The sequence below is a fragment of the Streptomyces sp. SirexAA-E genome, from assembly GCF_000177195.2.
GTDB classification, from domain to species: domain Bacteria; phylum Actinomycetota; class Actinomycetes; order Streptomycetales; family Streptomycetaceae; genus Streptomyces; species Streptomyces flavovirens.
On sequence record NC_015953.1, the window covers coordinates 5,121,832 to 5,141,306 of the forward strand.

Below are 19,475 nucleotides of genomic sequence, written 5' to 3' on the forward strand. Positions count from 1 at the left end.
ACCGCCCCGCGGGTGGCACCACGAAGGTGAGGCGCCGTCAGCTCTTGGCCCGCGGCGGCAGGGCGGCCGCCGTGTCCTTGCGCATCCGGAACCAGTAGAAGCCGTGCCCCGCGAGAGTCAGCAGGTAGGGCCACTGACCCACGGCCGGGAAACGCACCCCGCCGATCAGCTCCACCGGGTGACGCCCGTCGAAGTCCCGCAGATCCAGCTCGGTCGGCTGTGCGAACCGCGAGAAGTTGTGGACGCACAGCACGAGGTCGTCCTTGTACTCACGGGTGAACGCGATCACCGCCGGGTTGGACGACGGCAGTTCGGTGTACGAGCCGAGGCCGAACGCCGGGTTCTGCTTGCGGATCTCGATCATCCGCCGTGTCCAGTGCAGCAGCGAGGAGGGCGACGCCATCGACGCCTCCACGTTGGTGACCTGGTAGCCGTAGACCGGATCCATGATCGTGGGGAGGTAGAGCCGCCCCGGGTCGCTGGAGGAGAACCCGGCGTTGCGGTCCGGTGTCCACTGCATCGGGGTGCGCACCGCGTCGCGGTCGCCCAGCCAGATGTTGTCGCCCATCCCGATCTCGTCCCCGTAGTAGAGGATCGGGGAGCCGGGCAGCGACAGCAGCAGCGCCGTGAACAGCTCGATCTGGTTGCGGTCGTTGTCCAGGAGCGGCGCGAGACGGCGGCGGATGCCGATGTTGGCCCGCATCCGCGGATCCTTGGCGTACTCCGCGTACATGTAGTCGCGCTCTTCGTCCGTGACCATTTCGAGCGTGAGCTCGTCGTGGTTGCGCAGGAAGATGCCCCACTGGCAGCCGGACGGGATCTGCGGGGTCTTCGCCAGGATCTCGGAGACCGGGTAGCGGCTCTCCCGCCGTACCGCCATGAAGATCCGCGGCATCACGGGGAAGTGGAACGCCATGTGGCACTCGTCGCCGCCGGCCGTGTAGTCGCCGAAGTAGTCGACGACGTCCTCCGGCCACTGGTTGGCCTCGGCCAGCAGCACCGTGTCCGGGTAGTTGGCGTCGATCTCCTTGCGGACCCGCTTGAGGAAGTTGTGGGTCTCCGGGAGGTTCTCGCAGTTCGTGCCCTCGCGCTGGTAGAGGTACGGCACGGCGTCCACCCGGAAGCCGTCGATGCCCAGGTCCAGCCAGAAGCGGAGTGCCGAGATGATCTCCTCCTGCACCGCCGGGTTCTCGTAGTTGAGATCGGGCTGGTGGGAGAAGAACCGGTGCCAGTAGTACTGCTTGCGCACCGGGTCGAACGTCCAGTTGGACGTCTCCGTGTCGACGAAGATGATCCGGGCGTCCGGGAACTGCTTGTCGTCGTCGGCCCAGACGTAGTAGTCGCCGTACGGCCCGTCGGGGTCGGTGCGGGACTGCTGGAACCAGTCGTGCTGGTCGCTCGTGTGATTCATGACGAAGTCGATGATCACGCGCATGCCGCGCTGGTGCGCGGCGTCCACGAACTCCACGAAGTCGGCGAGGTCGCCGAACTCCGGCAGCACGGCGGTGTAGTCGGAGACGTCGTAACCGCCGTCGCGCAGCGGCGACTTGAAGAACGGCGGCAGCCAGAGGCAGTCGACGCCGAGCCACTGGAGGTAGTCCAGCTTGGCGGTGAGGCCTTTGAGGTCGCCGACGCCGTCGCCGTTGGAGTCCTGGAAGGACCGGACGAGTACCTCGTAGAAGACGGCGCGCTTGAACCAGTCGGGATCGCGGTCCTTGGCGGGAGTGTCCTCGAACAGGTCGTGGACGGGCTCATTGACGATCATGGTGTGGGTGACCCTCCGGTCGGCGGGGACGGTCGCAGGACCGCGATGTGCGCGGGTGTCGCACCCGGCTCCAGACGCACATAGAAGGTCCTGCCCCAGTGATAGGTGTCGCCGGTGAGCTCGTCGCGCACCGGCACGCTCTCGTGCCAGTCGAGGCCGAGACGCGGCATGTCCAACGAGACCGTGGCCTCCTGGGTGTGGTGAGGGTCGAGGTTGACGACCACCAGAACGATGTTCGAACCGGAACGCTTGCTGTATGCGATCAGCGCCTCGTTGTCGACCGAGTGGAAGTGCACGTCGCGCAGTTGCTGGAGCGCCGGGTGGCGACGACGGATCCGGTTGAGGCAGGTGATCAGGGGTGCCAGTGAGCGGCCCTCACGTTCCGCCGACTCCCAGTCCCTGGGCCTGAGTTGGTACTTCTCCGAGTCCTGGTACTCCTCGCTCCCGGAATGCACCGGGGTGTTCTCGCACAGCTCGAAGCCCGCGTACACGCCCCAGGACGGCGAGAGGGTCGCGGCCAGCACGGCCCGCGTCTCGAAGGCCGGACGGCCCCCGTCCTGGAGGTAACCGGGAAGGATGTCGGGCGTGTTCACGAAGAAGTTGGGACGCATGTACGAGGCACTGTCGCCCGAAAGCTCGGTGACGTACTCGGTGAGTTCCCGCTTCGTGTTACGCCAGGTGAAGTAGGTGTACGACTGCTGGAAGCCGACCGCGGCCAGGGTCCGCATCATCGCCGGACGGGTGAACGCCTCGGCCAGGAAGATCACGTCCGGATCGGTGCGGTTGACGTCGGCGATGACCTTCTCCCAGAACACCACCGGCTTGGTGTGCGGGTTGTCCACGCGGAAGATCCGTACGCCGTGGTCCATCCAGAACCGCAGGATGCGCACGGTCTCCGCCACGATCCCGGCGAGGTCCTGGTCGAAGGCGATCGGATAGATGTCCTGGTACTTCTTCGGCGGGTTCTCGGCGTAGGCGATGGAGCCGTCCGGCCGGTGGTGGAACCACTCCGGATGCTCCTTCACCCAGGGGTGGTCCGGGGAGCACTGGAGGGCGAAGTCCAGCGCGATCTCCATCCGCAGGGTGCGGGCCGTCTCGACGAAGTGGTCGAAGTCCTCCAGCGTGCCGAGATCCGGGTGGACCGCGTCGTGACCGCCGTCCGCCGAGCCGATCGCCCAGGGCACCCCGGGGTCGTCGGCGCCCGGGGTGAGGCTGTTGTTGGGGCCCTTGCGGTGGGTGGTGCCGATGGGGTGGACCGGCGGGAGGTAGACGACGTCGAACCCCATGGCGGCGACGGCGGGCAGCCGCTCGGCCGCCGTGCGGAAGGTGCCGCTGACCAGGCGCGGGGCCTCGGGCGGCAGCTGCGTGGTGGCCGCCGCCCGCTTCTTCGCGGCCGGGGCGGCGGACTTCTTCGCCGTCTTCGCCCTCGGTGCGCGGGCGCGCTCGGCGGGCGCGGGCTCCTCCCACCGCGCGCCCTCCGAACGCGGGAACAGCTCGTACCAGGAGCCGTACAGAGCGCGCCGGCGCTCCACCACGAGGGGCTGCGGGCGCGAGGCCGTGACCAGTTCGCGCAGGGGGTGGCGGCCGAGGGCCTCGTCGACCTCGGGGGAGAGCGCCGCCGCGAGCCGCTCGGCCGCCGGGCGGCCCGGGTCGCGCAGCGCGTCGACCGCGGCCAGCACCGCCTCGCGCCCGTCCCGCTTCGGTACGCCCGAGGCGGCGCGCTCGTACAGCTCGGCGCCCTCCGCGAAGACCAGGTCCGTGTCGATCCCGGCGGGGACCTTGATCCGCGCGTGCGCCCGCCAGGTGGTGACCGGATCGCTCCACGCCTCGACGGTGAACGTCCAGTGCCCCTCGGCGTCCGGTGTCACCTCGGCGCCCCAGCGGTCCGTCCCCGGGGCGAGCTCGCGCATCGGCGTCCAGGGGCCGGGCCGCCCGCTCGGATCGCGCAGCACCACATCGGCGGCCACCGCGTCGTGGCCTTCACGGAAGACGGTGGCGCTGACCTGGAAGGTCTCGCCCACGACGGCTTTGGCCGGCCGTCTCCCGCAGTCGACGAGGGGACGGACGTCCAGGACGGGAATGCGACCGATCATGGAATCACCTGGGGGCCGGAGCTGGGCATGCACGGGGCGCGGGGTGGGTGGGGAGGGCTGACCGCGTGCGCCGCGAATGGGGGGTTGCGTCCTTTGTAGCTGCTCGGACGTCGGGTGACGGGGGGTGTGCATGGCCGCTCCTGTCCGCGTTCACTCGAATGGCACTCGAATGGCAGGTGCGAAGGGGGGTTCGTGCCCGGACCGGGCACCTGGGACGTACGCCGGGCCGATACCGGGGAAGCCTTCCCACCGCTTCCGGGCGGTCAACCCGGCGCTGTGTTAACTCCTGGGTGCACCCGGCGCACGTGTCGTGCGTCGCGCGCCGGTCTCCGGGCGCTTCAGGGAGCGTCCTGGGGCGCACTCCGCAGCCTTCCCTGTGGCACGAAGCGCCACAAGGTCGCGTGAGGAGTAGAAATCAGCCATATCGCCTGTGCCGGATGTGTGCGCATCTGGCCCATGGGGTGCCTGCGTCGCGAGGGACGGGCGTGGCGGGTGCGGCGACCGGGTCCGGGGAGGGGGCGGGGAAGAGCGCGCACGGTGCAACGACAGGGGCGGGGGCGGATGATCCGCGCGGCGCCCGGTCCACTGAGCCGGTCGCGCGCCGTGGTTGTGTACGGCCGCACACGGCTACCGTCGAGGGTGACGGTCAGGACGCACACCGCCGTGCGTCCCCTCGGATCCGTACGTCCCCTGTAAAGGTGGGATACGTGAAGGCCATTCGTCGATTCACCGTGCGTCCCGTCCTCCCCGAACCCCTGCAACCGCTCAGCGACCTCGCCCGCAACCTGCGCTGGTCCTGGCACACCGACACCCAGCAGCTCTTCCAGGCGGCCGACCCCGAGGGCTGGCGGCCCGCGGACGCCGACCCGGTGCGCCTCCTCGGCGCCGTGTCCGCCGGGCGCCTCGCCGAGCTGGCCGCGGACCAGCAGTTCCTGCGCCGGCTCACCGAGGTGTCCGAGGACCTGCGGGCGTACCTCGACGGCCCCAGGTGGTACCAGGACCAGCTCTCCGAGGGCGCCGAACTCCCCTCGGCCGTCGCCTACTTCTCACCCGAATTCGGTGTCACCGCCGCCCTGCCCCAGTACTCCGGCGGTCTCGGCATCCTCGCCGGGGACCACCTCAAGGCCGCCAGCGACCTCGGTGTGCCGCTCATCGGGGTCGGCCTGCTCTACCGCCACGGCTACTTCCGCCAGACGCTGTCCCGCGACGGCTGGCAGCAGGAGCACTACCCCGTCCTCGACCCCAACGAGCTGCCGCTCACCCTCCTGCGCGAGGCGGACGGCACCCCCAGCCGGGTGGTGCTGGCCCTGCCCGGCGGGCGCTCGCTGTACGCCTCCGTCTGGCAGGCCCAGGTCGGCCGCGTCCCGCTGCTGCTGCTCGACTCCGACGTCGAGGAGAACGCCCCGGGCGAACGCGACGTCACCGACCGGCTCTACGGCGGGGGGAGCGACCACCGGCTGCTCCAGGAGATGCTGCTGGGCATCGGCGGGGTGCGCGCCGTGCGCACCTACTGCCGGCTCACCGGACACGCCGCCCCCGAGGTCTTCCACACCAACGAGGGACACGCCGGATTCCTCGGCCTGGAGCGCATCCGGGAGCTCGTCGAGACGGGCCTCGGCTTCGACGCCGCCCTGGAGACGGTGCGGGCCGGGGCGGTCTTCACCACGCACACCCCGGTGCCCGCCGGGATAGACCGCTTCGAGAGCCAGCTCGTCGCCCGGCACTTCGGCGACGACGGCGAGCTGCCCGGCGTCGACGTCGAACGGATCCTGCGTCTCGGCACGGAGACCTACCCGGGCGGCGAGCCCGGCCTCTTCAACATGGCGGTGATGGGCCTGCGGCTCGCCCAGCGGGCCAACGGAGTCTCCACCCTGCACGGGGCGGTCAGCCGCGAGATGTTCTCCGGTCTGTGGCCCGGCTTCGACCCCGCCGAGGTCCCCATCACCTCCGTCACCAACGGCGTGCACGCCCCCACCTGGGTCGCGCCCGAGGTCCTCCGCCTCGGGGCCAGGAAGTTCGGCGCCGAACGCGCGGAGAGCGCGCTGGCCGGCGCCGACGTCGGCAGCGTCCAGGGCGCCCGGCCCGGCACACCCCGGCGCTGGGACGGTGTCACCGCCGTCCCGGACCGGGAGATCTGGGACCTCCGCCGAGGCCTGCGCGAACAGCTGGTCACCGAGGTGCGCAAGCGGCTCTACGCCTCCTGGCGACGGCGTGGCGCGGGCACCGCCGAACTCGGCTGGATCGACGGCGTGCTCGACCCCGACGTGCTGACCATCGGCTTCGCCCGCCGGGTCCCCTCGTACAAGCGCCTCACGCTGATGCTGCACGACCGCGAGCGGCTGCGGGAGCTGCTGCTCCACCCCACGCGCCCGGTCCAGATCGTCGTCGCCGGCAAGGCGCACCCCGCCGACGACGGCGGGAAGCGGCTCGTCCAGGAGCTGGTGCGCTTCGCCGACGACCCGAGGGTGCGCCACCGCATCGTCTTCCTGCCGGACTACGGCATGGGCATGGCGCAGAAGCTCTACCCGGGCTGTGACGTCTGGCTCAACAACCCGCTGCGCCCCCTGGAGGCGTGCGGTACCAGCGGGATGAAGGCCGCGCTCAACGGCTGCCTCAACCTCTCGGTCCGTGACGGCTGGTGGGACGAGTGGTTCGAACCCGACTTCGGCTGGGCGATCCCCACCGCCGACGGCTCGGCCACCGACGAGGAGCGGCGCGACGAGCTGGAGGCCCACGCCCTCTACGAGCTGCTGGAGGACCGGGTCGCCCCCCGCTTCTACGACCGCAACGCCGACGACCTGCCCGAACGCTGGATCGAGATGGTCCGCCGCACCCTGGTCACCCTCGGCCCGAAGGTGCTCGCCGGCCGGATGGTCCGCGAGTACGTGGAACGGCTCTACGCCCCCGCCGCGCTGGCCCGCAGGGCGCTGACCCCGGCGGCGGCCCGCGAGCTGGCCGACTGGAAGGCGAAGATCCACGCGGCCTGGCCCCAGGTCGGCGTCGACCACGTGGAGGCCCTGGCCGACGCCGTCGTGGGCGGCTCGGCCGAGCTCGGCTCCACCCTGGCGCTGCGGGTCAGGATCGCCTTGGGCGGCCTCGACCCGGACGACGTGGAGGTCCAGGTGGTCGCGGGACGGGTCGACTCCAGCGACGGTATCGCCGAGGCCCAGACGTTCCCGCTGAAACCGGCCGGCGGCCACGACCTGGAGGACCGCTGGCTGTACGAGGGACCGCTCGCCCTGGACCGCACCGGGCCCTACGGCTACACCGTGCGGGTGCTGCCCGCGCATCCGCTGCTCGCCTCGGGTGCCGAACTCGGGCTGGTCGCGGTGCCCGGAGAGGCCGTCGGCACGGACACGGGCACCGGCGCGGGCATGCTCCTGCGCTGATCCGCGCCGCCTGGCCCCGGCCCCGCCTCCCGGTGTGCCCGGCGCCGTCCGCACGGCGTCGGGCCCACCGGTGTCCGCACCACGGGATCGCCCCTCACCGGCAGGAGTGATTCCACCGTGACCTGGCTAACATGACAGCCGGTGCCGGTGTGGCCTGGTCCCACCGATGCGACAGGACAGCGAGGCGTCCCGCGGGCGCGAGTGGAGGTCGGCACGGTGAACGGCGGCGGAAGCCGAGCGAGACGCCTGACCCGTCGGCTGGCCGCACAGCGCGGCGCGTCCCGTCAGCTGCACATCCGTCACCCGGAGGCCGGTACCCAGCTCCGGGCCGACCGCTTCACCACCGCGGCCCGGCTGCGCTGGCTCCACACGGCGAGCACCCGGATCGGCACGACCCTCGACCTGGAGCGCACCGCACGGGAACTGGCCGAATTCAGTGTGCCGCGACTCGCGGACGGCGCCGCCGTGGACCTGCTGGAGTCGGTCCTGATGGGCGAGGAGGGCGAGCGGGTCACCGGCGCGGCCGTCCCCCTCACCCGCGCCATCGCGGTCAAGGCCCTGGACTCGCTGTCGGGCCTGGAACCCGCGCCGGTCGGCGAGGTGGTCGACCACAGCCGGCGCCGTGAGACGCTCCTGACCGTCCACTGCCTGCGCAACGGCCGCCCGGTGCTGGTCAGCCGGATGACCGACGAGGACTACGGACGCGTCGCCCCCACGGACAGCGCCGCCGACGCGATGCGCCGTCAAGGGGTGCACAGCTACATGGCCGTGCCGCTGATCGCCCGGGGCGTCCTGCTGGGCTCCGCCGACTTCGTACGCGCCGGGGGCAGCCCGCCCTTCAACCGCGCCGATGTCGAGCTGGCCGGTCAACTCGCCGCCATCGCTGCCGTGTTCATGGACAACGCCCGGCTCTACGGGCGCGAGCGCGAACACGTCGTCTCGCTCCAGCGCAGCCTGCTCCCGCGCGCCACCCCGCACACCCCCGGCCTGCGCGTCCGTTCCCACTACGCCCCCGCCACCGACGCCCACGGCGTGGGCGGCGACTGGTACGACGTGGTGGCGCTGCCCGGCGGGCGTACGGCGCTGGTGGTCGGGGACGTCACCGGGCACGGGCTGCCGGCCGCCGCCACCATGGGCCGGCTGCGCACGGTCGCCCGCACCCTCATGACGCTGGACATCGCGCCCGACCGGGTGCTGGCCCGGCTCGACCTGGCCACCCGCGACCTGGAGGACGACCAGGTCGCCACCTGCCTCTGCGCGGTCTACGACCCGGCCGACCACAGCTACACACTCGCCAGCGCGGGACACCCGCCGCCGCTGCTGGTCGACGGGGACGGCGCGCCCCGCTTCCTGGACGTGCCGGTGGGCGCACCGCTGGGCGCCGGCGTCATCCCGTACGACCCGCTGCGGCTGTGCGTCCCCGAGGGCGGGCGGCTGGTGCTCTACACCGACGGCCTGATCAAGACCCGTACCGACGACGTGGACGTCCAACTGGCGGGGCTGCGCGCCACGGTCGGGGCGATGTCTCCCGGGCGCCTCGACGAGGGCGGGCTGCTCGCCACGCTGAGGAAGGACGACGCGCGGTTCGACGAGGCGGTGCTCCAGGTCGCCGAGGCCTGCGCGCTGCCGGATGACGTCGGACTGCGGGTGTGGGACCTGCCCGCCGACGGCAACGCCGCCTCCACCGCCCGCAAGCTGGTCAACGAACAGCTGGCCCGGTGGGACCTGGCCGACCTCGCGGACGTCACCGAACTGGTCGTCAGCGAACTGGTCGGCAACGCCCTGCGCTACGGCGGCGGGCCCGGCCAGCTCCGGCTGCTGCGCGACGACCGGCTCCGGGTGGAGGTCTCGGACACCGGACCCGACCTGCCCCAGATCCAGCACGCCGACGTCCAGGACGAGGGCGGGCGCGGGCTCCAGCTCATCAACCTGCTGTGCCGCAGGTGGGGTTCGTGCCGGACGGCGGACGGCAAGGTCGTCTGGGCCGAGCAGAACATCCCGGGCTGACCCGGCACCGTACCCGGAACACCTCGACGGCCCGGCGTCCGCCGGGTGGTGAGCGCCGGGGGCCGACCCTTCGATGCCTGAACGCAGAGTCTTGACGTGTCCATGGGATGCCTTTAAGTTCCTCACTCATCGCAGAGTTCACAGACCGGCCTAGCGTTCATATCTATGAACATGTTCGCGTGGTCGGTCGCCGGACCACCTCCCACCGGAAGGCACCCCCACATGCGTACCGGATCCATCGCGCGCGTCCTGGGCCTCGCCGCCGCCCTGGCCGCACTGCTCACCACGGCCTTCATGGCCCCGGCCATGGCCGGCAAACACGACGCCACCGACTCCCCGTCCGCCGCGGCCGCCCCGGCGTCCTTCACCCACCCCGGCGTCCTGGTCAGCCGGCCGCAGCTCGACTTCGTACGCGGCAAGGTCCAGGCGGGGGCCCAGCCGTGGAAGGGGGCGTACGACCAGATGCTGGCCAGTCCCTACGCCTCGCTCTCGCGGACCGCCAAGCCCCGCGCCGTCGTGGAGTGCGGCTCGTACTCCAACCCCAACAACGGCTGCACCGACGAGCGCGAGGACGCGCTGGCCGCGTACACCCTCTCGCTGGCCTGGTACATCAGCCAGGACGGCCGCTACGCCCAGAAGGCGATCCAGATCATGGACGCCTGGTCGGGCGTGATCAAGGACCACACCAACAGCAACGCCCCGCTGCAGACGGGCTGGGCCGGCTCCTCCTGGCCGCGGGCGGCCGAGATCATCAAGTACACGTACGGCAACTGGCCGGCGTCCGGCCGCTTCGGCACCATGCTGCGTGACGTCTACCTGCCCAAGGTCGCCAACGGCTCGAACAGCAACGGCAACTGGGAACTCTCCATGACCGAGGCCGCGATCGGCATCGCGGTCTTCCTGGAGGACCGGGGCGCCTACGACAGGGCCGTCGCCAAGTTCCGCGGCCGCGTCCCCGCGTACATATACGTGACCGCCGACGGATCGCTGCCGAAGGCCGCGCCCGGCAGCGGTCTCGACACGCGGGAAAAGATCATCAACTACTGGCAGGGCCAGTCGACCTTCGTGGACGGGCTCTCGCAGGAGACCTGCCGCGACCTCACCCACACCGGCTACGGGCTCTCCGCGATCTCCCACATCGCCGAGACCAGCCGGATCCAGGGCCAGGACCTCTACCCGGAGGTCGCCGACCGGCTCCGTCACGCGCTGGGGCTGCACGCCAAGTACCAGCTGGGGGAGAAGGTCCCGTCCTCCCTGTGCGGCGGCTCGCTCAAGGACAGCCTCGGCCCGGTCACCGAGGTCGGCTTCAACGCCCTGCACAACCGCATGGGTTACGCCATGACGAACACCCAGACCCTCACCGAGCGGCAGCGGCCCGCCGCCTCGAACAACCTGTTCGTGGCCTGGGAGACCCTGACGCACGCCGACAACCCGAACTGACCGCGCACGACGACGGCCCGGGAGCGTGCTCCCGGGCCGTCGTCCTCGTGCGTGGGTCGGCGGGTGGGCGTCAGAAGGTGAGCTTCACGCTGTTGAACGTGCCGGTGTCACCGGAGTAGACGTCCTGGATCCGCAGGTTCCAGGTGCCGTTGGCGACCTCGGACGAGGCGTTGACCGTGTAGGTCGCCACCACGTTGTCCGCCGAGTCGCTCGACGAGGAGTTCTTCAGCCGGTAGGCCGTGCCGTCCGGGGCGACCAGGTCGAGGACCAGGTCACCGCGGTAGGTGTGGCTGATGTTGACCGCGACCGACAGGTTGCTGGGCGCGTTGCCGGTGACGCCGGAGACGACGACGGGGATGTTCGTGGTGGCGCGGTCGGCCAGGGCCTTCACGGTGGTGTTCTGGAAGACCTTGCCGCCCGGCTCGGGGTCGGTGCTGCCACCGGGGCGGCTGCCCACGTTGATGGCGGCCCAGGCGTTGGCGACTCCGGCGTACTCGGCGCTGTTGGTGCCGTACAGCTCACCGGCCACGGCGAGGGTGCCGGTGCGCGCCGCCGCGTAGTTCGTGGTCGAGGTGAACTTCGTGGTGAGCGCCTTGAACCAGATCTGCAGCGCCTTGTCGCGGCCGATGCCGGTCACCGGGAGGCCGTCGGAGGTGGGGGAGTTGTAGGACACCCCGTTGACGGTCTTGGCCCCGCTGCCCTCGGAGAGCAGGTAGAAGAAGTGGTTCGCCGGGCCCGAGGAGTAGTGGACGTCGACCGAGCCGATCCCCGAGTACCAGGCGTCCTTGGACGCGCCGTCCTTGCTCGGCTTGTCCATGTAGCGCAGCGGGGTGCCGTCGCCGTTGATGTCGATCTTCTCGCCGATGAGGTAGTCACCGGGGTCCGTGGCGGTGTTGGAGTAGAACTCCACGCCCGCCGCGAAGATGTCCGAGGTCGCCTCGTTGAGACCGCCCGACTCGCCGCTGTAGTTGAGGCCGGCGGTGTTGGAGGTGACGCCGTGCGTCATCTCGTGGGCCGCCACGTCCAGGGACGTCAGGGGCGCGAGGTTGCCGCTGCCGTCGCCGTAGGTCATGCAGAAGCAGCTGTCGGTCCAGAAGGCGTTGACGTAGTTGTTGCCGTAGTGGACGCGTGAGTACGCGCCCACGCCGTCGCCCCGGATGCCGGTGCGGCCCATGACGTTCTTGTAGAAGTCCCAGGTCTCCGCGGCGCCGTAGTGCGCGTCGGCGGCGGCCGTCTCGGCGTTCGACGGGTTGCCGTTGCCCCAGACGTCGTCGGGGCCGGTGAACAGGGTCCCGGTGCCGGACGTACCGCGGTTCAGGTTGTACGTCTTGTGGTTGCCGCGCCCGGAGTCGGTGAGGTTGTACGAGCTGCCGGAGCCCGAGGTGCCGAGCGTCACCTGGCCGTTGTACTGGGTGTTGCCGGTGCCGGTCTCGATGGCCTGCCACTCGTACAGCTTGGCGCCGGAGGTGGCGTCCGTGATCACGTGCAGCTCGTTCGGGGTGCCGTCGTGCTGGAGGCCGCCGACGACCGTCTCGTAGGCGAGCTGCGGGGTCCCGCTCGCCAGCCAGACCACCTTGCGCGGGGCCTCGCTCGCCTCGGTGCTCTTCGAGCCGTCGGCCGCGGCGGCGGTGAGGGCCTGCTTCTCGGCGGTGGCCGGAGCGACGTCCGCCTTGGTGGAGACGGCCTTCAGCTGGGCGCTGGTCGCCTTGGACGCCTTGGTCACCGCCTCGGTCGTACCGGCCTTGGTCTCGGCCACGACCAGGTCGCCGCCGAGGACCGGGAGTCCGTCGAGGGTGCGCTCGTAGCGGGTGTGCGTGGTGCCGTCGACATCCTGGACGACATCACGGACGACCAGCTTCTCGGTGGCGCCGAGGCCGAGCTCCTTCGCGGTGGCCGCCTTGGTGGCGTTGGCCTCGCGGAGCAGTTCGGCGCGCTGGGCGGGGGAGAGCTGGGCGGGGAGCGCGCCGGGGTCGGCGCCTTTCACCGCGGCGGCCGGGGCGGCGGTACCGCTCACGGGCGCGGCCGACGCGCCGCCGGTCTGTACTCCGACGGCGAGGAGGGCTGCGGCGGTTATCAGGGCACCGGTCGCGGTGGCACGACGGCTGGGCGTGGATCTCACGCGGAACTCCTTCTGCGAGGGGGGTGACGGCCGGCTGGGTGAGTCGGCGGCAGAGCAGGCGATGCGTGGAACGGGGGAAGAGTGCCAGCAGAACCAGGGGCATGTCAGGACCGCGTCAACACATTGGCCGGAACTCGTCCGTTGCCGGAATGGTCATGTTCGTTAAGCGGACGTTTCGCCCTGTGTCATCGCGATGGCGTAAGACGGCGCCGCAAACGGCATGGGCCGTACGACGCAGGGCAGAGAGGGGTTTCCGCCGGTATCCCCCGCCCTCGGGCCGCACGCGGGGAAGCGGACGAAGACCACGGGCTGAGACGGACCGGAACTGTGGCCGGTTCCACGCCGTGCCGTGCGGGCTCCTCTCCCGGCCGGACGGAGTGCGGCCGGGAGAGCCGGAACAGCGAGGGCTCCCCGCACGGTGCGGGGAGCCCCCTCGGGACAGCTCTCCGTCCGACGGGACCTCTGCGAGGCCGCGCCGACGAGGAGAGTGAGCCCGGCGTCACCGGTCTGAGGCGCCCAGGAACGCCTGGGGGCACGGCGCCGGGTCGTCCGGTGTACGTGCGGCGGGGCCTGCCGGGCTCCGGCAGTGCCGTGTGGCGAAGTCCTGAAGTGGGACGCGTGCTCTGCGGTGCGGACTCGGTGCCCGACCCCAACTCCCGTCCCTACTCGGGCGAGCCGCGTCTACGTTCCGCGCACGCCCCGGAGCAGGAGAGTGCCGATCCGGAGCGGGCCTCGGGGCGGGGCCGGGAGAACGACGGCTGTCACGTCGTCGAATCCGTTCGCCGCGAACAACCCGGCCCAGGACTCGGGTGTGTAGTCCCACCGTTTCACCACGGCCGGGTCCGTCTCCGGGCCGCGCGGGATGTAGGAGGCCTGGCAGCCGTAGCAACCCTCGACCGCCGGACGCTGGGACATCGCGAAGACCCCGCCGGGGGCGAGAGCCTTGTGAACGGCGGGGAGCATACGGGCCGGATCGGTGAAATAGGCGGCGCCGAACACGGAGTAGACGGCGTGGAAGGGCTGCACACCGTCCTCCAGGAAGGCGAGCGCATCTCCCTGGTGGAGCTCCAACCCGGGCACGTCGGACCACCGAGTGCGTGCTTTGTCGAGCTGCACCGGGGACAGGTCGACGCCCACGGCCCGCATCCCCAGGGCGGCCAGGTGGGCCAGATTGCCCCCCGACCCGCAACCGAGGTCGAGCGCGGCCTGCGCAGGACCGAGGGAGAGGACTTCCGTGCCGGGCCCGTGATCAGGATGCTGGGTCCAGTTGAACCACGTTGTCTCGCCCCTGCCGTTCGCCATTCGGCGTTGCGGTGTCGCCAGCGAGTAGGTGTCCCATGCGGAGGCACGGGTGTCGGTCATGTGCGTCCCTTCTCATCCAAGGCGGCAGCCGCCCGGTGGTGCCACCGGGCGGCCGATGCGGGCTCACTGCTACTTCCGTGGAGCTACGTGTTCACCGGGCTGTCCGTGCATCCGGCATGGCACTGTGTGCACTCCGCCGCACCTTCGCCGGGCCAGTACGCTGCGTCCACCTCGAATCCTGCCTCGCGGATCGCCGACTTCGTCACCTCCATCGCGAGACGGCCCGATTCCGGGTCAGGGCGGTCGTCCTGCGGTACGTGGTGGATGAGGTCGACTCCGAGGGCCCTGGAGAACGCGACGTAAGGCACGGTTCGCTGGAGAAAAGCGTGCCAGAACGCATCCACGCGCAGCGACGGGGTCAGTGGTTGCTCGGTGCGGGGGCTGGTGGCAAGGAAGGCCACCATCTGGTGCACGCCGCGCTTGCCCATGTCCTCAGTGAGGTGGGGCCAGTGGTGCCGGACGTCCTTGATGAGCAGCGCCTGTACCTCGGTGCTGATGAGGTCGGCAATCTCGACGGGGCGCATGTACGGAGTCGTCGTCATGCAACACAAAGGCGGGCGCGGGGCATACCTTCGAGACCTTCTCCGGTGTGTGGCTCAGCCGGTACGAGTTCTACTCGTCCGGGCGGGGCGACACCTATGAGGGGCGACATCACGTGGTGATCGTCCAGCATGGGAACCGCTTGACCGCGCAAAGCCTCCCACGGGCGTCCAGCAATCCGGACAGCCCGCTCACCCTGGACCTGACGGTGGACCGGAACGTGGTCACGGGAAGCTGGGTGGAGCATACGGCTGCCGACGGGTACTACCAGGGAGCCCGCTACCACGGGGCCGTACAACTGCTCGTGGAGCCGACCGGGCGGCGCATGGTCGGGAAGTGGGTGGGTTTCGGGAAGGACTTCGAGGTGAACACAGGCCCCTGGGAACTGAGGCTCGTGGACCGGTCCATGTCGAAGGCCTCGCTTGCGCAGTACAGCCGGCCTCCGCAGTGAAGAGAGCGAGGTGGGAAACCACCTCGTGCCCGGCTTCTGGACGCCTTCTGCTCTTCTGGCCCGGACTTGCACCCGGCGACTTGGATACGGCGATTTCTGCGACCACGGACGGGGTTGGGGAGTCCCTGGGTAAGGTCGACTCCGCGTAGAGCTTTGCGGGCCTCTGATCACCCTGCACCGCCAAGTCCCCCGTCGGGGGCGGGTGCTCGCTGATTGGAGGACCGATGAGCCGACACGCGAAGCCCCGCAAGAGGGGTGAAGGAGGCCCCGGCCGCTGGAAGATCGTGTTCCCGCTGATCCAGATCTGGATCAGCGTCTGGAACCACTTCCAGCAGCCAGGGCCCGCTGGTGGGCGTCGGCCACTTGCTGTCCGGCTGGGGGCCGGCGCACCACACAATTTTTCGAGTCGCCGTGCAAATGCACACGGCCCTCCCTCATAACGTAGTGCTTACGCCATACGTTTACAGGTATGGAGGAAAGACTTGTCGCCGAGAAGTTCGTTCCTTCCCCCGCGCTGAGGAGCGGGCATCTGGCCGTGATATCCGCACCCCGTCCGACCCCCGCACCCGGCCGTCACGCCAGGCTCTCCCGCCACGCCCGGTGCAGGCCCGCGAAACGGCCGGTTCCCGCGATGAGTTCGGCCGGGGCGCCGTCCTCCACGATCCGGCCGTGCTCCATCACCAGCACCCGGTCGGCGATCTCGACCGTCGACAGCCGGTGCGCGACGACCACCGCGGTGCGGCCGCGCAGCACCGTGTCCATCGCCTGTTGCACCGCCCGCTCGCCGGGGACGTCGAGCGAACTCGTGGCCTCGTCCAGGATGAGCACCGCCGGGTCGGCGAGCAGCGCGCGGGCGAACGCCACCAGTTGGCGCTGACCCGCGGAGATCCGGCCGCCCCGCTTGCGTACGTCCGTGTCGTAACCGTCGGGCAGGCCGCTGATGAAGTCGTGCGCGCCGATGGCCTTGGCCGCGCGCTCGATCTCCTCGGGTGTGGCCTCCGGGCGGCCGATCGCGATGTTCTCCCGGATCGTCCCGGAGAAGAGGAACGCCTCCTGGGTCACCATCACCACGCCCCGGCGCAGCTCGGGCGTCGGCAGGTCCCGCAGGTCGGTGCCGTCCAGCAGGACCCGGCCGTCGGTCGGGTCGTAGAAGCGGGCGAGCAGCTTGACGAGCGTCGACTTGCCCGCGCCCGTCGAGCCCACCACCGCCACGGTCTGACCCGCGGGGACGGTCAGATCGAAGCGGGGCAGCACCTCACCGCCCGTGCGGTACGCGAACCGCACCCCCTCGAACCGCACCTCGCGGCCAGGGATCCCACCGGTCAGGGCGGGCAGCTCCTTCGGCGCGGCCGGCTCCGGGACCATGGGCGTCTGCGCCAGCAGACCGGCGATCTTCTCCAGCGACGCGGCGGCCGACTGGTAGGAGTTGAGGAACATGGCGAGCCGGTCGATCGGGTCGTACAGCCGCCGCAGATACAGCACCGCCGCGGCCAGCACCCCGAGCTCCAGCGTGCCCGACGCCACCCGGTACGCCCCCCACAGCACCATCCCGGCCACCGCCGTGTTCGCGACGAGCCGGGACCCGACGACGTAACGGGCCATCTCCAGCAGCGCGTCGCCGTTCCGCCGCTCGTGCCGGTGGTTGAGCACCGCGAAGTCCGCCTCGTTGGCCCGCTCCCTGCGGAAGGCCTGCACGGGACGGATGCCGTTCATCGTCTCGGCGAACTTCACGATCACGGCCGCGATGGCCGTGGACCGTCCCGCGTACGCCTTCGCCGCGCGCCGCCGGTAGGAGCGCACCAGCACGTACAGCGGGCCGAAGGAGGCCACGGCGATGGCGCCGATCCCGAGGTCCAGCCACAACAGCATCAGCGTGATCGACACGAACGACAGCACCACGCCGAGGAGTTCCTGCAACCCCTCGCTCAGCAGCTCGCGCAGCGACTCCACGTCCGTGGTCGAGCGCGAGATCAGCCGCCCCGAGGTGTACCGCTCGTGGAAGTCCACGCTCAGCGCCTGGGAGTGGCGGAAGATGCGTCCGCGCAGGTCGAGCAGCACGTCCTGGTTGATCCGGGCGGCGGCCCGGATGAACGCGTACTGGAGCAGCCCGGCCCCGGCCGAGCACACCGCGTACCCGGCGCCGACGGCGATCAGCGGTCCGTGGTCGTGGTCCCGGAACGCGGGCACACCCCGGTCGATGGCGAACGCGACGAGCAGCGGCCCGGCCTGGACGGCGGCCTGCTGGACCAGCAGCACGAGCGAGGCGACGACCACCCTGGCGCGCAGCGGACCGAGCAGCGACGTCAGCAGCGCCCAGGTCGCGCCGGGCGGAGTGGGCAGGTCGTCCCGGTCGAACGCGTCGAAGGCGCCGGGGACGTCCTGGGGGGCGGGCTTCTTGCCGGGCGGGTCCTCGTCGGCCAGGACGGGGCCGCCCGCTGTGGTACTGGTCATCGGGTGCTGCTCTCCTCGGCAGTGGGGACACCGGCGTGGTCGTCCGCGTCCATGGCGCCGTCCGCGCCCGACATCAGCCAGGCGTACTCGGCGTTGTGGTGCAGCAGTTCCTGGTGGGTGCCGACGGCGCTGATCCGGCCGCCGGACAGCAGCGCCACCCGGTCTGCCAGCATCACCGTGGACGGCCGGTGCGCGACGACCAGGGCTGTCGTCTCCTCCAGCACCCGCCGCAACGCCGCCTCCACCAGGGCCTCCGTGTGCACGTCCAGCGCGGAGAGCGGGTCGTCGAGCACCAGGAAACGCGGCCTGCCGACGACGGCACGGGCCAGCGCGAGGCGCTGGCGCTGACCGCCCGACAGGCTCAGCCCCTGCTCGCCGACCTGGGTGTCGACGCCCTGGGGCAGGTCGTGGACGAAGTCGGCCTGGGCGACGGACAGGGCCCGGCGCAACTCCTCCTCGCTCGCGCCGTCCGCGCCCATCAGCACGTTCTCCCCGACGGTCGCCGAGAAGAGCGTCGGCTCCTCGAAGGCCACGGACACCAGCTCGCGCAGCCGGGAGCGCTCCATGTCCGCGATGTCCTCACCGTCCAGCAGGATGCGGCCTCCGGTGATCTCGTGCAGCCGGGGCACGAGCGCGGTCAGCGTGGTCTTGCCTGAACCGGTCGCCCCCACCAGGGCCATCGTCTCCCCGGGACGGATCCGCAGATCGATCCGGGACAGGACGGGGACGGAGGCGGCATCGGCGTCCGGGTAGCGGAACTCGACGCCCTCGAAGACGAGACCCGACCCGCCGTCCCCGGGCTCCCGCCCGCCCTCGACCGCCGTCGACGGCTCCTCCGCGACGTCCATGACCTCGAAGAAGCGGTCGGCGGCCGTCGCCGACTCCTGGCTCATCGCCAGCAGGAAACCGATCGACTCGACCGGCCAGCGCAGCGCCAGCGCCGTCGACAGGAACGCCACGAGTGTGCCGGCCGACAGCCCGCCGTCCGCCACCTGGATCGTCCCCAGCACCAGCGCGGCCCCGATGGCCAGCTCCGGGATGGTGGTGATCAGCGCCCAGATCCCCGCCAGCAGCCGGGCCTTGACCAGCTCCGTACCGCGCAGCCGCTGCGCGAGCGCCCGGAAGGCCCGTGCCTGGCTGCGGTTGCGGCCGAACCCCTTGACGATGCGGATGCCCAGCACGCTCTCCTCGACGACCGTCGTCAGGTCGCCGACCTGGTCCTGCGCCTTCCGCGCCACCAGTGAGTACTTCGTCTCGAAGACGGAGCACAGGATCATCAGCGGCACCGCGGGCGCCAGCAGCACCAGGCCCAGCGACCACTCCTGGGCGAACAGGATGACGAAACCGACCAGGATCGTCGTGGCGTTGACCAGCAGGAAGGTCAACGGGAACGCCAGGAACATCCGCAGCAGCATCAGGTCCGTGGTCCCGCGTGACAGCAGCTGCCCGGAGGGCCAGCGGTCGTGGAACGCCACCGGGAGCCGCTGGAGGTGACGGTAGAGATCGGCGCGCATCGACGCCTCCACCCCGGCCAGGGGGCGTGCCACCAGCCACCGCCGCAGACCGAAGAGGCCCGCCTCCACCAGCCCCAGCAGCAGCAGGTACAGCGCGCCCAGCCACACCCCGCCCGGGTCCCGGTCGGCGACGGGACCGTCCACCATCCACTTCAGGACGAGGGGGATCACCAGACCCAGGCAGGACGCGAGCACCGCGACGAACGCGGCGGTGAACCAGCGCGCCCGCACCGGTCGGACATAGGGCCACAGACGCAGGAGGGAGCGCACGGCGGACCGGTCCGTGGGCTCTGCAAGTGTTTCGGGCATCAGGAGCGAGCCTAAGGTTCACCACTGACAGGACT

At 70.9% G+C, this 19,475-nt stretch carries 10 protein-coding genes and 1 pseudogene; 4 read left to right on the top strand and 7 right to left on the bottom strand.

Going from position 1 to position 19,475, the window contains the following annotated elements; translation table 11 throughout:
* Positions 1-37: 37 nt before the first annotated feature.
* Both treS and SACTE_RS23025 read right to left on the bottom strand, forming a co-directional pair.
* On the bottom strand, positions 38-1,765 hold the full coding sequence (treS, locus tag SACTE_RS23020) for a maltose alpha-D-glucosyltransferase (RefSeq protein ID WP_014048418.1): 1,728 nt from the start codon (positions 1,763-1,765) through the stop codon (positions 38-40).
* Complete coding sequence (locus SACTE_RS23025) at positions 1,762-3,858, bottom strand: alpha-1,4-glucan--maltose-1-phosphate maltosyltransferase (protein WP_014048419.1); 2,097 nt, start codon at positions 3,856-3,858, stop codon at positions 1,762-1,764. The genes treS and SACTE_RS23025 overlap by 4 nt, the downstream gene beginning before the upstream one ends.
* Positions 3,859-4,565: 707 nt before the next feature.
* On the opposite strand from SACTE_RS23025, the gene glgP reads away from it, so the two are divergent.
* The 3 genes from glgP to SACTE_RS23040 all read left to right on the top strand — a co-directional run bounded on the left by glgP (position 4,566) and on the right by SACTE_RS23040 (position 10,694).
* The gene (gene glgP, locus SACTE_RS23030) at positions 4,566-7,247 is read left to right on the top strand and encodes an alpha-glucan family phosphorylase (protein WP_014048420.1); all 2,682 of its coding nucleotides are present in this window, start codon (positions 4,566-4,568) and stop codon (positions 7,245-7,247) included.
* A gap of 216 nt (positions 7,248-7,463) precedes the next feature.
* Positions 7,464-9,254, top strand: coding sequence for a SpoIIE family protein phosphatase (locus SACTE_RS23035; RefSeq protein WP_014048421.1), 1,791 nt, complete (start codon positions 7,464-7,466; stop codon positions 9,252-9,254).
* Positions 9,255-9,476: 222 nt separating this feature from the next.
* Positions 9,477-10,694 (top strand): alginate lyase family protein, encoded by a 1,218-nt coding sequence (locus SACTE_RS23040; protein ID WP_014048422.1) that lies wholly within the window; start codon positions 9,477-9,479, stop codon positions 10,692-10,694.
* Positions 10,695-10,764: 70 nt separating this feature from the next.
* Here the strand turns inward: SACTE_RS23040 and SACTE_RS23045 are convergent, their stop codons facing one another.
* From SACTE_RS23045 to SACTE_RS23055, 3 genes are all read right to left on the bottom strand, one after another.
* The gene (locus SACTE_RS23045) at positions 10,765-12,813 is read right to left on the bottom strand and encodes a M4 family metallopeptidase (RefSeq protein WP_014048423.1); all 2,049 of its coding nucleotides are present in this window, start codon (positions 12,811-12,813) and stop codon (positions 10,765-10,767) included.
* A 681-nt stretch (positions 12,814-13,494) separates the two neighbouring features.
* Positions 13,495-14,175, bottom strand: coding sequence for a class I SAM-dependent methyltransferase (locus tag SACTE_RS23050; protein ID WP_014048424.1), 681 nt, complete (start codon positions 14,173-14,175; stop codon positions 13,495-13,497).
* Positions 14,176-14,258: 83 nt separating this feature from the next.
* Positions 14,259-14,699 (bottom strand): hypothetical protein, encoded by a 441-nt coding sequence (locus SACTE_RS23055; RefSeq protein WP_014048425.1) that lies wholly within the window; start codon positions 14,697-14,699, stop codon positions 14,259-14,261.
* Between the two features lie 50 nt (positions 14,700-14,749).
* Between SACTE_RS23055 and SACTE_RS23060 the strand changes: the two are divergent.
* Positions 14,750-15,166, top strand: a pseudogene (locus tag SACTE_RS23060) (hypothetical protein); the annotation flags it as partial.
* 573 nt (positions 15,167-15,739) lie between these two features.
* Here the strand turns inward: SACTE_RS23060 and SACTE_RS23065 are convergent.
* Positions 15,740-17,617, bottom strand: a complete 1,878-nt coding sequence (locus tag SACTE_RS23065; RefSeq protein ID WP_014048427.1) for an ABC transporter ATP-binding protein — start codon at positions 17,615-17,617, stop codon at positions 15,740-15,742.
* Entirely contained in the window at positions 17,614-19,440 is a 1,827-nt protein-coding gene (locus SACTE_RS23070) for an ABC transporter ATP-binding protein (protein ID WP_014048428.1), read from the bottom strand. Before SACTE_RS23070 ends, SACTE_RS23065 begins: the two co-directional genes overlap by 4 nt.
* Between the last annotated feature and the right edge of the window lie 35 nt (positions 19,441-19,475).